This is a genomic window from Erythrobacter sp. MTPC3 (assembly GCF_042854385.1).
In the GTDB taxonomy this organism is placed as follows: Bacteria; Pseudomonadota; Alphaproteobacteria; order Sphingomonadales; family Sphingomonadaceae; genus Erythrobacter.
In genome coordinates this window covers 123577-138682 of the sequence record NZ_BTGP01000009.1, presented here as the reverse complement: position 1 = coordinate 138682, position 15106 = coordinate 123577, and the positions used below count along the sequence as shown (strand labels likewise).

The window sequence follows — 15106 nt, the reverse complement described above, 5'->3', positions numbered from 1 at the left end:
AAGAGCCGGCGCAGGGGACACAGCAAGGACATCGATGGCAAAACGCGAAACCGACAAGATTTTCAGCGGCAAATCGGATAAAGTGGTCGTAGCGAGCAAGTTCAAACCGCTGCGCCGGGCTGTCAGAATTCCGGTCTGGGGCGATCTCAGCATCCGTCTGGGCCTTGCGCTGTTACTGATTTCCATCGTCGTATTGATCCACTGGTTCGACCGCGACGGACTGGTCGACAGCGTCGATGGCGAAGTCAGCTTTCTCGATATCGTCTACTTCACCATGATATCGATCACGACGACCGGTTTCGGCGATATCGCGCCGGTAACTGACAGCGCGCGGCTGATCGAGGCGGTGATCGTCACCCCGATCCGTTTCGCAGTTTTCTTTATTTTCGTGGGCACCGCCTACAACTTCATCATCAAGCGTAGCTGGGAGAAATGGCGCATGGCCCGTATCCAGGAAAAACTGTCCAATCACGTTGTCGTCTTGGGCTATGGAATCTCCGGCTCTCAAAGTGTCGAGGAACTGATTGAACGCGGGACCGACGCCCGTAATATCGTGGTCGTCGACCCGAGCGAGGAACGCCTTCGCGAGGCGGAAAAGCTGGGCGTCAACGTGATGGCCGCCGATGCGACCCGCGATGAAACGTTAAAAGCTGTCCGCATCGAAGAGGCTCAAACAGTGCTGGTTTCCGCTGGCCGAGATGACACCTCGATCCTAATCGTTCTGACCGTGAGGCACCTAGCGCCCAAGGTTCCGATCAGCGTCGTCGTGCGCGCCAACGATAACGAGTTACTGGCCCGTCAGGCGGGCGCGAACAATGTCATCAACCCGGTCCGTTTCACAGGATTGCTGCTGGCGGGATCGGCCAAGGGCGCGCATATCGCCGAATATCTTTCGGACCTCGCATCGGTCACGGGCCGCGTGCAGCTGGTAGAGCGCGTCGTTCAAGAGGGTGAATGCGGCGGCTCCATTGCGGAACTCAGCACAGGCGGCAGGGGGCTGCGGATTTATCGCAATGGCCGGGCCATCGGCTATTGGGAAGAAGAATGCCAAAGCCTGCAGGAAGGCGATGTCATCGTGGAAATCGTCGCGACCGAAAACGGTTCGAGCAAGGGCGACGGACACTAGGTTTTCCGCGCCCGGCGCGCCGCGTCAGCCCCTCAACGAAACAGCACGAATACGCCGCCCATCGCGGCCATGCCGACCAGCATGTGCCCTGCATCGATCAGGAAATGCGTAAAGGTCTTGCGCAAATACAGGTAATGGATGCCGACCGCCGGGATCATGATGCCCAGCGCAAATCCTATTGCCATCATCATCACCACGAATGGAATCGGATCGGTGCGCGCGATCAGGTGCCACAGCACCATCGCGATCAGCATTTCGAACAGGAACGTCAGCCCGAAGATGAGCGCCATATTGCCGCCCTGCACTTTGTCGTCCGACATGCCGGCAGCTTTCTGCCACGCTTTGCCAAAGATCACGCCATACCACAGCGCCCCTACGGCAATGAAAGCGGCGGTTCCGGCAAGCACCGGCCAAAGCGCAAAATCATTCATCTGAATTCTCCCAATTGCCAAGGACGCTAGCGCAAAACCGCCACCCGGTGTAGGGGCGCGGCCAATATGAGCAATTCGACAACCACCCTCCCCGATCAAAAGCGCGTCGGCATGGTCTCCCTCGGCTGCCCGAAGGCGCTAGTCGACTCAGAGCGTATTCTCACTCGGCTGCGTGCCGATGGCTATGCCATGTCGCCCGATTATTCCGGCGCCGACGTGGTGCTGGTGAACACTTGCGGATTTCTGGACAGCGCCAAAGAAGAAAGCCTCGCCGCGATTGGAGAGGCCATTTCCGAAAACGGGCGCGTAATCGTGACCGGCTGCATGGGCGAGGAAGCGGATGCGATCCGCGCCGCCCACCCGCAAGTGCTCGCCGTGACGGGCGCGCATCAATACGAACAGGTGGTGGAGGCCGTGCACGAACACGCTCCGCCATCGCAGGGGCCATTCGTCGATCTGATACCTCAGCCCGATATCAAGCTGACCCCGCGCCATTACAGCTATCTGAAGATTTCCGAAGGGTGCAATCACTCCTGCTCGTTCTGCATCATTCCGCAGCTGCGCGGAAAGCTGGCCAGCCGCCGGATCGATGCGGTCCTGCGCGAGGCGGAAAAGCTGGTTGCAGCGGGCACGAAAGAACTGCTCGTTATCAGCCAGGACACCTCGGCTTACGGCGTCGATACGCGGCATGAAGAGCGCGACTGGAAAGGTAGCCCGGTCCGCGCACATATGACCGATCTCGCCCGCGAGCTTGGCAATCTGCGCACATCAGAAGGCAGCGCGCCGTGGGTGCGGCTGCATTACGTCTACCCCTACCCCCACGTCGACAAGGTCATCCCGCTGATGGCGGAGGGGCTGCTGACGCCCTATCTCGACATCCCGTTCCAGCATGCTGCACCCAGCGTGCTCAAGCGTATGCGGCGACCAGCGAACGAGGCGAAGGTTCTCGAGCGGCTCAAGGGCTGGCGCGAGATTTGCCCTGATATCGCGGTGCGTTCTTCCTTCGTCGTCGGCTTCCCGGGGGAGACCGAGGATGACTTCAAATACCTGATCGACTGGCTTGAAGAGGCGCAGCTAGACCGGGTTGGCGCATTCCGGTTCGAACCTGTCGACGGTGCAGCGGCGAACGACCTTTCGGACCCCGTGCCTGAAGAGATCAAGGAAAAGCGTTACGCCAAGCTGATGGAAGTCACCGAGCGGATCAGCGCGGCCAAGCTGGAAGCGAAAATCGGCAAGACAATTCCGGTAATCATCGATGAAGTCGGAGAGCCGGACGAAGACGGCGATATCGGCGCCACCGGACGCAGTCAGGCCGACGCGCCCGAAATCGACGGGGCGGTGTACCTGCGCAATGTCTCTGGCATTTTACGTTCTGGCGATATTGTCAGCGCCGCAATCGAGGACGCTGATGCGCATGACCTGTTTGGCGTGACCGTTTAAGGGTTAACAGGCGTATTTCTATTTCAGGTAAGCGGGAACGGTTTCGCCTGCGGACCCTTGGCTAGGTAATGGCCATTCAGATCAAGACCCGCTTTGCGTTCGAAACCAACCAGGCCACCGACGCCTTGCTCCAGTTTGAGGCAGCGGCGCTGCCCGAACAGCATATCCGCTCCGCCGATACCAGGCTGGGCGATGCCGAACATGTCGCGCGCGTTGCAGCGATGGATGACATCGGTGAGCGTATCTGGATCAGGACGAACGGGCTGTTCGAAGTTTCGTATGAAGCCATTGTCGAACCGCAACGGATCGCGGCGGACCTTTCATCCCTCAGCGCACTGGGTCCGCACGACCTGCCCGGTGAAACGGTGCAATACCTGCTGGATTCGCGATATTGCCATTCAGACCGGTTCCACAATTTCGTGAACGCGGAGTTTGGCAATACGAGCGGCGGACAACGCGTTGCGGCGATCTCCGACTGGCTGACGCAGCACTTTACCTATGCGCCGGGGTCCAGCGGCCCATCGACGACGGCGATCGACAGCATGATCGCGCGTCAGGGCATCTGCCGCGATTACGCGCATGTGCTGGTCACGCTGGCGCGCGCCTCGACCATTCCCGCTCGCTATGTCGCGTGTTTCGCCCCCGGCGTGACTCCGCAGGATTTTCATGCGGTTGCCGAGGTTTTCCTCGCCGATCCCAATGTCAAAGATGGCGGAACCTGGCAGATTGTAGATGCGACGGGCATGGCCGATCCGCAAAAGACGGTGAAGATCGGTGTCGGACGTGATGCCGCCGATGTCAGCTTCCTGACTACGTTTGGGGCGAACCGGTTTTTGAATTGCAGCGTCGATGTAAGCGAGTGCGACTGACGCCTTAAATGGCAGCGGTGTTCAGCTGCTACCCCGCACATTGAGTTTGACAGGCACGCGCCTGACGCCTTCGTGCGAACCTTCCTTTGCCACGGCCTCGACCAGCAGCCGCCCTGCGCAATCAAGGTCCGGTTCGATTGTGGTGAGCGGAGGTGTGGTAAGCTCGCTTGCGGGCACTCCATCAAACCCCACCAGCCTGACATCACCGGGGATCGAGACGTCGGTCGCCTGCAATGCCTCCATCACGCCAAACGCAAGGGCATCGCATACCGCGAAGATCCCATCGAACTGCACGCCGCTTGCCAGCATCTGCCCAGTCGCCATTCGCCCCTGTTCCCGCCGCGCGCCGCCCGGCTCGATTTCGGTAAGGCTCGCTGTAACACCCAGCTCGGCGGCGCGAGTAAGAAACGCATCGACCCGCTCAGCAAACTGCCGCTGCGTGCTGGTGCGCGATCCGATGCAGACAAGGTTCTTGCAGCCACGGCTCGCCAGATGTTCTGCCGCCAATCGCGCGCCCGCCTCGTTGTCCGAGGAAACCCAGTCAAGATCGCCCAGCGGGCTGCCCCAATACGCAACCGGCTGCGTTGTTTCGCCAACCTTGCGAAAATAGTCCCACGCGGTGCGGTTTGCGGTGGTGCCGATCACAATCAGCCCTTCGGCCTGCCCGCGCTCAACATAATGGCCGAACAACCGCTCGTCTTCGGACTGGAGCGAGACGAGCACTTCCAGACCCCGCTGTGCCGCCGCTGCACAAATTCCGCCCAGCAGCGCATAGGAAAACGGGTTGACGTCACGCGCGCGCCCGCCCGGCTTGCAAATGACGACTGTGGCCAGCGTGCCGGTATGCCCCCGGCGCAGGCGCGCGGCGCGTTCATCCACGAAATAACCCAGCTCCTGCGCCGCGCCCAGCACCTTGTCCCGCGTCGCTTCGCTGATGACGGCGGAACCTGACAGCGCGCGGCTGACGGTGGACTGGCTGACGCCGGCCCGCTCCGCCACATCGAAACTGGTTACCCGCAATGGTTTGCGCGACGCTTCCATGGAACCTGCCCCCTCCCCCGGGGCGATAATGCATAGCTATGCAGGGGCTATGCCGCAGAAATGGTCGCTGTGCCACTGTTCAGCGCGCTTTGGGTGTGGGAATTTAAAGAGGGGCGTCAGCGAAAATTCGGGCACATTTGGCTGCGCTGCGGCTTGAATAGCTATGCAGCGCTATGGCCGCGACCGAAGCTGCCCGCTAGAACGGCGTGAAAATAGCAAAAGACCGCGTGCAAAACGCGCGGCCACCAAGAGGACACGCATCATGGCCGCGAATGCAATTTCGGCAGATCGCCTGCTTTTGTTTGGCGCCACCGGCGATCTTGCCCGGCGGATGCTGCTTCCCAGCCTGTGCGCTCTTGATGCGGATGGTCTGCTACCTGAAAACCTCAAAATCATCGGCACCGCGCGCAGTGAAATCGACGATAACGGCTTTCGCGACATGGCCCGCGAGGCGTTGGAGAAATACCTGCCCGCCGAACGCCGCGGCGGCATGGCCACGTTTCTCAACCGGCTGACCTATCAGGCACTCGATGCGACATCGCTGGAGGGTTTCGATGCGCTCGCGAAGCATGTCGGCCCGTCCACGAATAACAACGGGGACGGCGGCCTTGCGATATTCCTGTCCACCGCGCCAAGCCTGTTCGGCCCCACCATCGCAGGCCTCGAACATGCAGGGCTGACCGGCGACAATGTTCGCATCGGTTTGGAAAAGCCGCTGGGCACAGATCTTGAAAGCAGCTGTTCGATCAATGACGCGGTGGCCGCTGCATTTGATGAGGACCGGATATTTCGGATCGATCACTACCTTGGCAAGGAGACGGTGCAAAACCTGCTCGCATTGCGGTTCGCCAACATCCTGTTCGAACCGATCTGGAATTCCAACTATATCGAGCACGTGCAGATCACCGTGGGCGAAACGGTCGGGCTTGAGGGCCGGGTGGCATTTTACGACGATGCCGGCGCGCTGCGCGATATGGTCCAGAACCACATGCTGCAATTGCTGGCGCTGGTCGCGATGGAGCCGCCGACCAGTTTCGGCGCAACCGCAGTGCGCGACGAAAAGGTCAAGGTGCTGCGCGCCCTGCGCAAGGTCGAACCGGCCGAGACTGTTACCGGCCAATACCGCGCAGGCGCAATCAATGGCGAAGCGGTGCCGGGTTATGATGATGAATTGGGCAAGGACAGCGACACCGAAACATTCGTCGCGATCAAAGCGCACGTCGATAACTGGCGCTGGAAAGGCGTGCCGTTCTACCTTCGCACCGGCAAGCGTCTGCCGGAACGCGTGACCGAAATTGTCGTCAAATTTCGCTGCGTTCCGCATTCCATCTTCGAGGAAAAAGGCTCTGGATTGCAGCCCAACCAGCTGTTGATCGGCATCCAGCCGGAAGAGAACATCACGCTGTCGCTCATGGCGAAAGTACCCGGACTGGGCGTGGAAGGCGTTCGGCTGCGGGAGGTTCCGCTGGAAATCGCAATGCCTGATGCGTTTGTCGGACAGCACCGCCGGATCGCCTATGAACGGCTGCTGCTCGACCTGATCAACGCCGACCAGACGCTGTTCGTGCGCCGGGACGAGGTTGAGGCACAGTGGCAGTGGGTTGATGCCATTCGCGAGGTCTGGGAAGAGGCGGGGATCACGCCAAAGACATACAGCGCGGGCTCTTGGGGGCCGAGCGCGGCCATCGCCCTTGCCGAACGGGACGGAGTTAGCTGGCATGAGTAACCTTAACGACACTATCCACCGCGTCACGCAGCGGATCATCAAAAATTCGCGCACCAGCCGGTCATCCTATCTGGAGCTGATGCAGCGCGAGGCCGATCGCAAGCCCGAGCACAAGGATATTGCCTGTTCCAACCTTGCGCACGCTTTTGCAGGCGCGCTCGAAGATCAGGAGGCGATGAAGAACCGGCGCGGTCCCAATATCGGGATCGTCACGGCCTATAACGATATGCTGTCCGCGCATCAGCCCTATGGCCGGTATCCCGACCGTATGAAGATTTATGCCCGCGAGGTTGGCGCGACCGCTCAGGTTGCAGGCGGAACACCGGCAATGTGCGACGGCGTTACGCAGGGCGAAGACGGGATGGAGCTTTCCCTCTTCAGCCGCGACGTCATCGCCCTGTCGACCGGGATTGCCCTGTCGCACCAGATGTATGATGGGATCGCCTGCCTCGGCATTTGCGACAAGATCGTGCCGGGCTTGCTGATGGGTGCGCTCCGGTTCGGGCATTTGCCTGCTGTCTTCGTGCCATCAGGGCCAATGCCGTCGGGCATTTCGAACAAGCAAAAGCAGGAAACGCGCCAGCAATACGCCGCTGGGCAGATCGGTCGCGGCGAACTGCTGGAAAGCGAGCTTGGATCGTATCATTCGCCGGGCACCTGCACGTTTTACGGCACGGCAAACTCCAACCAGATGATGATGGAGATGATGGGCCTGCACATTCCCGGCAGCGCATTCGTCACGCCGGGCACCAAACTGCGTCAGGCGCTGGACCGCGCGGCTGTGCGCAGACTTGCAGAGCTTTCCGGCACTACGGACCGGACGCTGGCGCAGATGGTCGATGAAAAAGCTATCGTGAATGCCACTATTGGCCTGCTGGCGACCGGCGGATCGACCAATCACGCGATCCACATCCCGGCGATGGCGCGCGCGGCGGGGATCATCATCGACTGGGACGATATGTCGGAGCTGTCGAGCGTCGTGCCGCTGCTTGCGCGGGTCTATCCCAACGGATCGGGCGACGTGAACCATTTCCACTCTGCTGGCGGCATGTCCTATGTCACCGCGACCTTGCTGGAAGAAGGGCTGGCGCACCGCGATATTCTGACCGTTGCCGAGGGCGGGCTGGAAGCATTCACCGCCGAGCCTGTTCTGGACGAGGAGGGCGAGCTTGCTTGGTCACCTGTCACGCAAAGCCGCGATGATACAATGCTGCGCCCAGCCTCCGACCCGTTCCAGCCCGATGGCGGAATGCGGCTGGTTACAGGCAATTTGGGCCGCGCGTGCTTCAAATCCTCCGCTGTTGCGAAGGAGCGTTGGACCGTAGAGGCGCCCTGCCGCGTGTTCGAGAACCAGGCCGACGTCGTGACCGCGTTCAAAGCGGGTGAGCTGGACACAGACGTAGTCGTGGTCGTGCGGTTTCAGGGACCGCGCGCCAACGGTATGCCGGAACTGCATTCGCTGACCCCGTCGCTCGCCGTGCTGCAAGATCGCGGGCACAAGGTTGCTTTGGTGACGGATGGCCGCATGTCCGGCGCGAGCGGAAAGGTGCCGAGCGCCATTCACTGCACGCCGGAAGCTTTGGGCGGCGGACCGCTATCGCTGCTTAAGGATGGCGACGTGATTCGGGTCTGCGCCGAAACGGGCGAGCTATCGACCAGCGCAGATCTGAGCGCGCGCTCCGCAGCGCCCGATCCGCAGCCGCAATGGGGCGTCGGGCGCGAAATGTACCGGATGCTGCAAACCCATGCCGACGGCGCGGAAAAAGGCGCATCGGCAATGCTTGCGACTGCAGGACTGTAATCTGATGGGTGAACCGCGCCAGATCGTCACCGTCGATATTGGCGGCACGCATGCGCGCTTTGCCATTGCCGAAATTGAGGCAGGCGGGGCAATCACCCTAGGCGAGCCAACCACGCTCCACACCGAAGACCATGCCAGTTTTCAGACCGCATGGGAAGATTACCGCGGCCGCATGGGCGGATCGCTGCCCGATGCATTGGCAATGGCGGTTGCAGGGCCAATTCAGCCAGACGTTATCCGCTTCACCAACAATCCGTGGATCATCCGTCCGCCTCTGATAATGGAAAAGCTGGGCTGCACGCGTCACACGATCGTCAATGATTTCGAAGCGGTCGCCCATGCCGCCGCACGCGCGCCAAACAGCGATTTCCTGCACCTTGCCGGTCCTGATGAGGATTTGCCGCAAACCGGCACGGTCAGTGTGCTGGGACCGGGCACAGGGCTGGGCGTTGCCTACTTTTACCGCAGGCCCGCTGGCAGCTACCGCGTGCAGGCGACCGAGGGCGGGCACGGCGATTTTGCGCCGCTCGATGCCATAGAGGATGCGATCCTCGCCCGGCTTCGCAAACGGCATACGCGGGTGTCGGATGAACGCGTTGTGTCCGGCCCGGCAATCGTGGACATCTATCAGGCGCTCGCCGCGATGGAGGGCCGCGCGGTCAAGGATGCGAATGACGTCGAAATCTGGACTGCGGGCACAGACGGATCCGACAGCCTCGCCGCCGCAGCGGTCGACCGGTTCTGCCTCGCCCTAGGCTCGGTCGCAGGCGACATCGCTTTGATCCAGGGGGCAAAAGGCGTCGTCATAGCGGGCGGCCTTGGCTACCGCATTCGCGAAACGCTAACCGCATCGGGCTTCGCCTCGCGCTTTACAGCAAAGGGCCGCTTTGCCAGCCTGATGGCGGCTTTGCCCGTCAAACTGATTACCCATCCCCAGCCCGGCCTGCTCGGCGCAGCGGCTGCCTACGCACAAGAACACCTTGAGGAAGACAGCGCATGACCCTGCCGCTTAAGACTACCGATGATCTCAGCGCGCGCTTGCAGGAACTCCATGCCCGCACCCGCGAAACACCTTTGTTCAATCCGGTGTTTCAGCTGGGTCTGGACCTTTCAAGGGCGCTAGAGGCGGGTTCTACCGATCTAGACCAGCTTGAGACGTTGGTAGAGGAGCTGGAGTGCGCCGGCCTTCAGGCCCGCGCGGCGCGCCTGCAAAAACTTGTCGCCCCTGTCTCATCGGAAGCCAACCGTGCCAAGCTGACGACCGCGCTATCTGCCGCGCCAGATTTTGAGGCGTTTCGTGCACAATGGGAAAGCCCGCGCCTCCATGCTGTCTTCACCGCCCATCCCACCTTCTTGATGACGCCCGAACAGACCGAGGCGGTGGCCAAATCGGCCAGCACCGACGCGCCTGTAACGTCGCTGGTCTGCACCGCGCACACAGATCGCCCCGCCATCACGCTCGATTACGAACATGGCGAAGTGATGAAAGCCCTCGCCAATGCGCAGGATGCCCGAGCCAAGATTGTCCGGGACACCCTTGCCTATGCTGCAAAGGCATGGCCCGATAGCTGGCAGCAGCTTGTCCCGCTGCCATTCCGCTTTGCCAGCTGGGTCGGATACGACATGGACGGGCGCACCGATATCAAATGGTACACCTCGATCCGGTTCCGCCTGTCGGAAAAAGCCGAACGTTTGCGCCGGTTCGCCGACGATCTCGAACAGATCGATGCCGGTCACGAAGCGGCTGAGACATTGCGCGCAGGCGCCGATCATGCCGCCCGCAGTGCGGAGGATTTCGCCGGTGACCTGTCCGAACCAGAGGCTTTGTCTCAGGCAGCAAACCGGCTGACTTATGACCATCCGGACAAGCTCACTTCGCTCACCGAGATCATCAAACAGCTTGAACAGCAAGCTGCGGAAACCAGCGATGATGATCAGGCAATTGCTCTCAAGACGCTTACCGCCTGTATGCGCGCCGACGGGCTCGGCATGGGCCACATCCATTTCCGCGTGAACGCAAAGCAGCTGCACAACGCCATCCGCAGCCGCCTGACCGATCAGCCCAATCTCGATCTCGCAAGCAAGGGCGCAATGGCCACCCTGCGCGCGATGCTCGCCAAGACAGAACCGATGCGCACGAACTTTGCCAGCCTCGCGATCGAAAGCTCGACCGCGATCCGGCAGTTTCTCGCGATGGCGCAAATTCTCGAACACATTGATGCGGACACGCCGATCCGTATGCTGATTGCAGAGTGCGAACAGCCCTCCACCATCCTTGCCGCGCTGTATTTCGCGCGCGCTTTCGGGATTGAGGATATGGTCGATGTCTCGCCGTTGTTCGAAACCGAAAGCGCGCTGGAACATGGCGGGCGGTTTCTTGATGCGTTGTGCGCAGAGGAGCAATACCGCGACTATGTCCGTTTGCGCGGGCGCGCCTGCATCCAGACCGGTTTTTCCGATGCCGGCCGGTTCGTCGGGCAGATTCCCGCCAGCCTCGCCATCGAACGACTGCAGGGCCGTTTTGCGCAGGCGATGGCCAAGAATGACCTTGATGATGTCTCTGCGCTGATCTTTAACACCCACGGCGAAAGCATGGGCCGCGGCGCGCATCCGTCCAATTTCGAGGAGCGACTGACCTGGCCGATGAGCGCATGGGCGCGCGAACGGTTCGCCAGCGCCCACATTAAATTGGAGCCAGAGGTCAGCTTTCAGGGCGGCGATGGCTACCTGTTCTTCGCCGGGCCGGAACTGGCGCTCGCCACGCTTTCGCGCATTGTGTGCGCGCCGCCGCGCGATCCGGCGGCGGGAGATGATCCGTTCTACGAGCGGACCGATCTCAGCCTCGATTTCTACCGCGCGGTGCGCGCGCATCAGCGCCAGCATCTGCGCAGCTCAACCTATTCGCGAGCGGTCACCGCATTTGGCCTGGGGCTGCTGAATTCGACCGGCAGCCGGGTATCGCGCCGCCAGTCGGACATTTCAGCCGACCGTGATATGAACCTCCGGCAAATACGCGCGATCCCGCACAATTCGATCCTGCAACAGCTCGGCTTTCCCGTGAACGTCATCTCCGGGATCGGCAGCGCCGCCGATGGCAATTACGAAGAGCTGGCTGCACTGATCGAGGCGAGCCCGCGCGGACAGCAATTGATGGCTCTGGCGCGTGCCTCGGATTCGCTCGCCAGTATCAAGACCGTGGCCGCGCACGGGGAGCTGTTCAATTCGGCCTACTGGGCCAGCCGACCTTATCGCGGCACGGAATCGCATCTGTCAGGCGCGTGCGAAACGCTCGCGGAATTCCTGACAAAGGATGATCGCACCGGTGTTTACCGCCGCCTCGCCTCGCGTCTGCGCGTTGACGCGCTGAAATTCCACCGCTTGCTCGACCTGCTACCGGCTGAAAACCGTGACACCACGCGTGAAAACACCCGCCGGATGATTGGCGCCGCGCAGTCCGTGCGCCTGGCGCTGATGCAGCATATTTTCCTAAAGGCGGTATCGGTCCCGGTGTTCAGCCGCGCCAACGACATTAGCCGGGAAGACGTGCTGGAAATGGTGCTGAGCCTGAGGATTGAGGACGCGCTCGCCCAGATGCGCCGTGCCTTCCCAACGCATTTCCCCGAACCGAGCGATTTCGCGATGGATGCGCCCGCGGATTATCCCGATGAATCCAGCGAAGGCTATGCGCAGATTGGCCGCGATTTTATCGACCCGATTGAGCGCGCCTATGCGCTAATGCTGCGCCTGTCGATTAGCATAGCAAACCAGTTCGGCGCGCACGGCTGATCCGGCGCAATTCGCGCCAATGTTAAGATTTGCAGCAGCGGCGTCCCTCCACGAGACTATGCCAGCCGCCGACTGGTTGTGAGCCGGAATTTGCGTCATAATGCATCGCATGATGACGTTATTCCGAATCCGTCCGATGGCCGCGTTGATCGCCTCGTGCATGATCACCGCCCCTGTAACCGCCGCAGACCAGCAGGACGCTGCCGCTATAGGCGCAGATCTGGCGGCAGGCGAGGATGCCGCGCAAATTGCCAGCGCGATGCCATCGCTCGATCCGCCCGCATCTGATTTGCCAGAGATCGCGGCGCAAACTGCGCAACAGCCGGTGCGCATGATCGCCGATCCGGTGGTGCAGGATGTTCCGCCCAGCCCGCCCGCGCTCAGCGGCGATCCTTTCGTCATCAAGAGCATCCTGCCGATTGTAGGCACTATTCGATATGGCGAATGGTATTGGGACGAAAACCGCGCGCCTGAAAACGGCAAACTGGTCGTCACGGTCGATCTGGACGCGCGCGTCGTCAGCGTCTTTCGCGATGGTCATGAAATCGGCACCGCAGTTGCGCTTCTGGGCACGCAAAAACACCCTACACCTCTGGGTGCGTTTCCGATCCTGACAAAGGAGAAGGACAATATCTCGGAGAAATATGACAATGCGCCGATGCCGTGGACACTGCGGCTGACATGGGACGGGATCGCGATCCACGGCTCGCCCGTGCTCAATGGCTATGCCAGCCACGGCTGTATCGGCGTGCCCGATGCGTTCGCTGAAAAGCTGTTTGCTATCGCCAAACGCGGTGACAAAGTGGTGATCACTCGCGGACAAATGATCGGGCTGGGCGACAAGATTATCGGTTAGGACGAGGCGCGCGGCGGTTCCGGACTGAACCGCCAGACCCGCATGGTCACGCCTGCACGCTCAATCCGCTCGGTCCCCGGAATGACCAGCACTCCGCCAAGCGATGCGTTGTCGCCCTGCCACAACCGGTCGAATGCCCGCGCCGCGTCACCGCGCGAGGCGGTGCCGCCCAGTTCCGCGATGATGCGCATGATCGTCTCAATCGCGATGGCGCGCGGCACATTGGCGTAATAGCGAAATCCGCGTCCCTGCTCATCGGAATCGGGCACGACATGCGTTTCCCAGTCCTCGGCTGCAAACCATTCAATCGCGCGCCACGCATCTTCGAGATATTCGGCGCTCGCAGCGATGGGCTGGCTCTCCAACCAATCCTGCTCTGAAAGGAACCGGCGGACTCGCGCGCGGTCGAATGTTTCGTCGGAATTGGACGGATCGCGAACCGGCTCTATACCCGCATCGCCAACGATCCGCTCCAGCTCAAGCTTCGTCCAGCGCAGCAAGGGCCGCGCAAGCGTGCCGCCCCAGCCTGGAATCTCGGTCGAAGAACGAATGCCAGACAGGCCGGGCACGCCGCTGCCCCGATTAAGCCGCATGAGTAGCGTTTCAGCCTGATCATCGGCGTGATGCGCTGTGAGAAGCGCGCCTGCGCGTGCCTCATCATGCCATTGGCCCAGCGCCAGATAACGGGCGCCCCGCGCGCTCGCCTGCACATTGCCCTCCCCCACATCGACCGTCAGCGTCTGGTGCTCAACGCCCAGCCGCCCGCATAGGTCGGCGACAAACACGGCCTCTGCCGCAGCCTCGGGGCGCAGGCCGTGATCGACAGTAGCCGCAGCAACGCGATCGGCGCCGCACGCCTCGCGCGCCAGCAAGAGCAACGCAAGACTGTCCGGCCCGCCAGACACCGCAAGACCAAGCCGCGCGTCGCCCAGGCCGAGGCGGTCCAGATCGCTGCGAAATCGCCGGATCAGGTCAGGATGGATATCGAGATGGATCGTCAGCCCCCGCAGTGAAGCGGATCACCCTTCGCAGGTGATTTTGCGCCGGTTTGCTTCATACTGGTCCAACAGACGGCCGCTTGCGACTGCCGGATACGTCTCGCCGAATTCTGCGAGCGCGATGCAGGCGCGGCGCGTGTCGTCCATCGCCATCATTGATTCGGAGAGATAAAGCAGGCTGTCGGGTGCGCGCGGCGCCGTTCGGTCGGCCTGGTAATTGCGCAGGAACCAGCGCGCGGCCTCTTCCGGCATATTATCATCCAAAAACGCGCGGCCAAGCAGGTTGCGCCCCCATGTCACGCGCCAGTGATCGGGGTATTGATCGATGAAGCTGGTCAGCTGCTGGCGCGCCTCTGGATAGAAACCGGCATTCCACAGCCGGAAACCGTATGAGTACTCATCGTCTGCGGCATCGCCTGTTTGCGGCTTCGTGATTTGCTGGACGGCTGCCAATCGTTCAGCGCTCGGTCCGCTGGCTGCGCTCTGCTCCGGCTCGCTTGGCTGCGTCAGTGTCTGCTCGGCTTCGGTTGTCGCCGAACTGCCGCCGGTCATCGCGTCCAGATTGGTCTGGGTCGACAGACTTGGCGATGGGTCGATGGTGTCTGAGAGGCTGGCACCTGCAGCGGGTGACGCCTCTAGCAATGCGAGACGGCTCTGGATCTGGGAAATGGAATTGGTGTTCTCTTCCGACAAAGCGGTCAGGCGCTGCAGTTGCAGTTCCAGCGCATCCAGCCGCACGAGGATATCGGTAACCGCTGTGGTCGTGGTCGCGGCGGGCTGCGCCTGCGCAGCACCTGGCGAGCCAGAGGTGATCTGCGGTTCGAAATAACGCCCGTCGCCGCCCGGGAAAGTGGCGCGCTGAAGAGCACGAACCTCTGCCTCGAGCTTGCGAATGCGGGCTTCCGCGCCGTCCTGCGCGGTGGCCGGGACAGGGCTGGTGGCGACCGTCGCGGCAACAGCCAATGCCCAACCGCTGCGCAGCAGGAATGAAGTGAATTTTTGTCCAAGAGCGATTTTCATGGTGCGGGATAC

Annotated in this window: 13 protein-coding genes; 9 read left to right on the top strand and 4 right to left on the bottom strand. The window is 61.5% G+C overall.

The genetic code is table 11. From position 1 onward, the window contains the following. The first annotated feature begins 34 nt into the window (after window positions 1–34). The gene (locus ACGHU1_RS13165; protein WP_390587656.1) at window positions 35–1126 is read left to right on the top strand and encodes a potassium channel family protein; all 1092 of its coding nucleotides are present in this window, start codon (window positions 35–37) and stop codon (window positions 1124–1126) included. A gap of 32 nt (window positions 1127–1158) precedes the next feature. Here ACGHU1_RS13165 and ACGHU1_RS13160 read toward each other — a convergent pair whose 3' ends face one another. Continuing rightward, window positions 1159–1557: a DUF1761 domain-containing protein gene (locus ACGHU1_RS13160; RefSeq protein ID WP_390587654.1), complete on the bottom strand. Its 399-nt coding sequence runs from the start codon at window positions 1555–1557 to the stop codon at window positions 1159–1161. Window positions 1558–1623: 66 nt separating this feature from the next. On the opposite strand from ACGHU1_RS13160, the gene rimO reads away from it, so the two are divergent. Together rimO and ACGHU1_RS13150 are read left to right on the top strand one after the other, a co-directional pair. Then, the gene (rimO, locus tag ACGHU1_RS13155; RefSeq protein WP_390587652.1) at window positions 1624–2997 is read left to right on the top strand and encodes a 30S ribosomal protein S12 methylthiotransferase RimO; all 1374 of its coding nucleotides are present in this window, start codon (window positions 1624–1626) and stop codon (window positions 2995–2997) included. 68 nt (window positions 2998–3065) lie between these two features. Next, window positions 3066–3866, top strand: a complete 801-nt coding sequence (locus ACGHU1_RS13150) for a transglutaminase family protein (RefSeq protein ID WP_390587650.1) — start codon at window positions 3066–3068, stop codon at window positions 3864–3866. Window positions 3867–3887: 21 nt separating this feature from the next. On the opposite strand, the gene ACGHU1_RS13145 is transcribed toward ACGHU1_RS13150, so the two are convergent. Further along, complete coding sequence (locus ACGHU1_RS13145; protein WP_390587649.1) at window positions 3888–4907, bottom strand: LacI family DNA-binding transcriptional regulator; 1020 nt, start codon at window positions 4905–4907, stop codon at window positions 3888–3890. A gap of 262 nt (window positions 4908–5169) precedes the next feature. Here ACGHU1_RS13145 and zwf point away from each other — a divergent pair, with 262 nt between their 5' ends. The 5 genes from zwf to ACGHU1_RS13120 all read left to right on the top strand — a co-directional run bounded on the left by zwf (window position 5170) and on the right by ACGHU1_RS13120 (window position 13076). Beyond that, a complete protein-coding gene (zwf, locus tag ACGHU1_RS13140) occupies window positions 5170–6633 on the top strand; it encodes a glucose-6-phosphate dehydrogenase (RefSeq protein WP_390587648.1) in 1464 nt (487 codons plus the stop codon). Beyond that, the gene (gene edd, locus ACGHU1_RS13135; protein WP_390587647.1) at window positions 6626–8434 is read left to right on the top strand and encodes a phosphogluconate dehydratase; all 1809 of its coding nucleotides are present in this window, start codon (window positions 6626–6628) and stop codon (window positions 8432–8434) included. Before zwf ends, edd begins: the two co-directional genes overlap by 8 nt. A gap of 4 nt (window positions 8435–8438) precedes the next feature. Further along, window positions 8439–9434, top strand: coding sequence for a glucokinase (locus ACGHU1_RS13130; protein WP_390587646.1), 996 nt, complete (start codon window positions 8439–8441; stop codon window positions 9432–9434). Next, window positions 9431–12220, top strand: coding sequence for a phosphoenolpyruvate carboxylase (locus ACGHU1_RS13125; protein WP_390587645.1), 2790 nt, complete (start codon window positions 9431–9433; stop codon window positions 12218–12220). The genes ACGHU1_RS13130 and ACGHU1_RS13125 overlap by 4 nt, the downstream gene beginning before the upstream one ends. 109 nt (window positions 12221–12329) lie before the next feature. Continuing rightward, window positions 12330–13076: a L,D-transpeptidase family protein gene (locus ACGHU1_RS13120; RefSeq protein ID WP_390587643.1), complete on the top strand. Its 747-nt coding sequence runs from the start codon at window positions 12330–12332 to the stop codon at window positions 13074–13076. Here ACGHU1_RS13120 and tilS read toward each other — a convergent pair. Beyond that, window positions 13073–13981 (bottom strand): tRNA lysidine(34) synthetase TilS, encoded by a 909-nt coding sequence (gene tilS, locus ACGHU1_RS13115; RefSeq protein WP_390587642.1) that lies wholly within the window; start codon window positions 13979–13981, stop codon window positions 13073–13075. The genes ACGHU1_RS13120 and tilS overlap by 4 nt on opposite strands. Here tilS and ACGHU1_RS13110 point away from each other — a divergent pair. Beyond that, entirely contained in the window at window positions 13892–14089 is a 198-nt protein-coding gene (locus ACGHU1_RS13110; RefSeq protein WP_390587732.1) for a hypothetical protein, read from the top strand. The genes tilS and ACGHU1_RS13110 overlap by 90 nt on opposite strands. Before the next feature lie 6 nt (window positions 14090–14095). On the opposite strand, the gene ACGHU1_RS13105 is transcribed toward ACGHU1_RS13110, so the two are convergent. Beyond that, window positions 14096–15094 carry a tol-pal system YbgF family protein gene (locus ACGHU1_RS13105; protein ID WP_390587641.1) on the bottom strand — a complete coding sequence of 333 codons (999 nt, stop codon included), beginning with the start codon at window positions 15092–15094 and terminating at the stop codon, window positions 14096–14098. Window positions 15095–15106 lie beyond the last annotated feature (12 nt).

What these genes read in the sequence shown, in the direction of transcription:
- ACGHU1_RS13165 (WP_390587656.1), top strand. Translation starts at nt 35, where the DNA reads ATGGCAAAACGCGAAACCGACAAGATTTTCAGCGGCAAATCGGATAAA.
- ACGHU1_RS13160 (WP_390587654.1), bottom strand. Translation starts at nt 1,557, where the DNA reads ATGAATGATTTTGCGCTTTGGCCGGTGCTTGCCGGAACCGCCGCTTTC.
- rimO (WP_390587652.1), top strand. Translation starts at nt 1,624, where the DNA reads ATGAGCAATTCGACAACCACCCTCCCCGATCAAAAGCGCGTCGGCATG.
- ACGHU1_RS13150 (WP_390587650.1), top strand. Translation starts at nt 3,066, where the DNA reads ATGGCCATTCAGATCAAGACCCGCTTTGCGTTCGAAACCAACCAGGCC.
- ACGHU1_RS13145 (WP_390587649.1), bottom strand. Translation starts at nt 4,907, where the DNA reads ATGGAAGCGTCGCGCAAACCATTGCGGGTAACCAGTTTCGATGTGGCG.
- zwf (WP_390587648.1), top strand. Translation starts at nt 5,170, where the DNA reads ATGGCCGCGAATGCAATTTCGGCAGATCGCCTGCTTTTGTTTGGCGCC.
- edd (WP_390587647.1), top strand. Translation starts at nt 6,626, where the DNA reads ATGAGTAACCTTAACGACACTATCCACCGCGTCACGCAGCGGATCATC.
- ACGHU1_RS13130 (WP_390587646.1), top strand. Translation starts at nt 8,439, where the DNA reads ATGGGTGAACCGCGCCAGATCGTCACCGTCGATATTGGCGGCACGCAT.
- ACGHU1_RS13125 (WP_390587645.1), top strand. Translation starts at nt 9,431, where the DNA reads ATGACCCTGCCGCTTAAGACTACCGATGATCTCAGCGCGCGCTTGCAG.
- ACGHU1_RS13120 (WP_390587643.1), top strand. Translation starts at nt 12,330, where the DNA reads ATGATGACGTTATTCCGAATCCGTCCGATGGCCGCGTTGATCGCCTCG.
- ACGHU1_RS13105 (WP_390587641.1), bottom strand. Translation starts at nt 15,094, where the DNA reads ATGAAAATCGCTCTTGGACAAAAATTCACTTCATTCCTGCTGCGCAGC.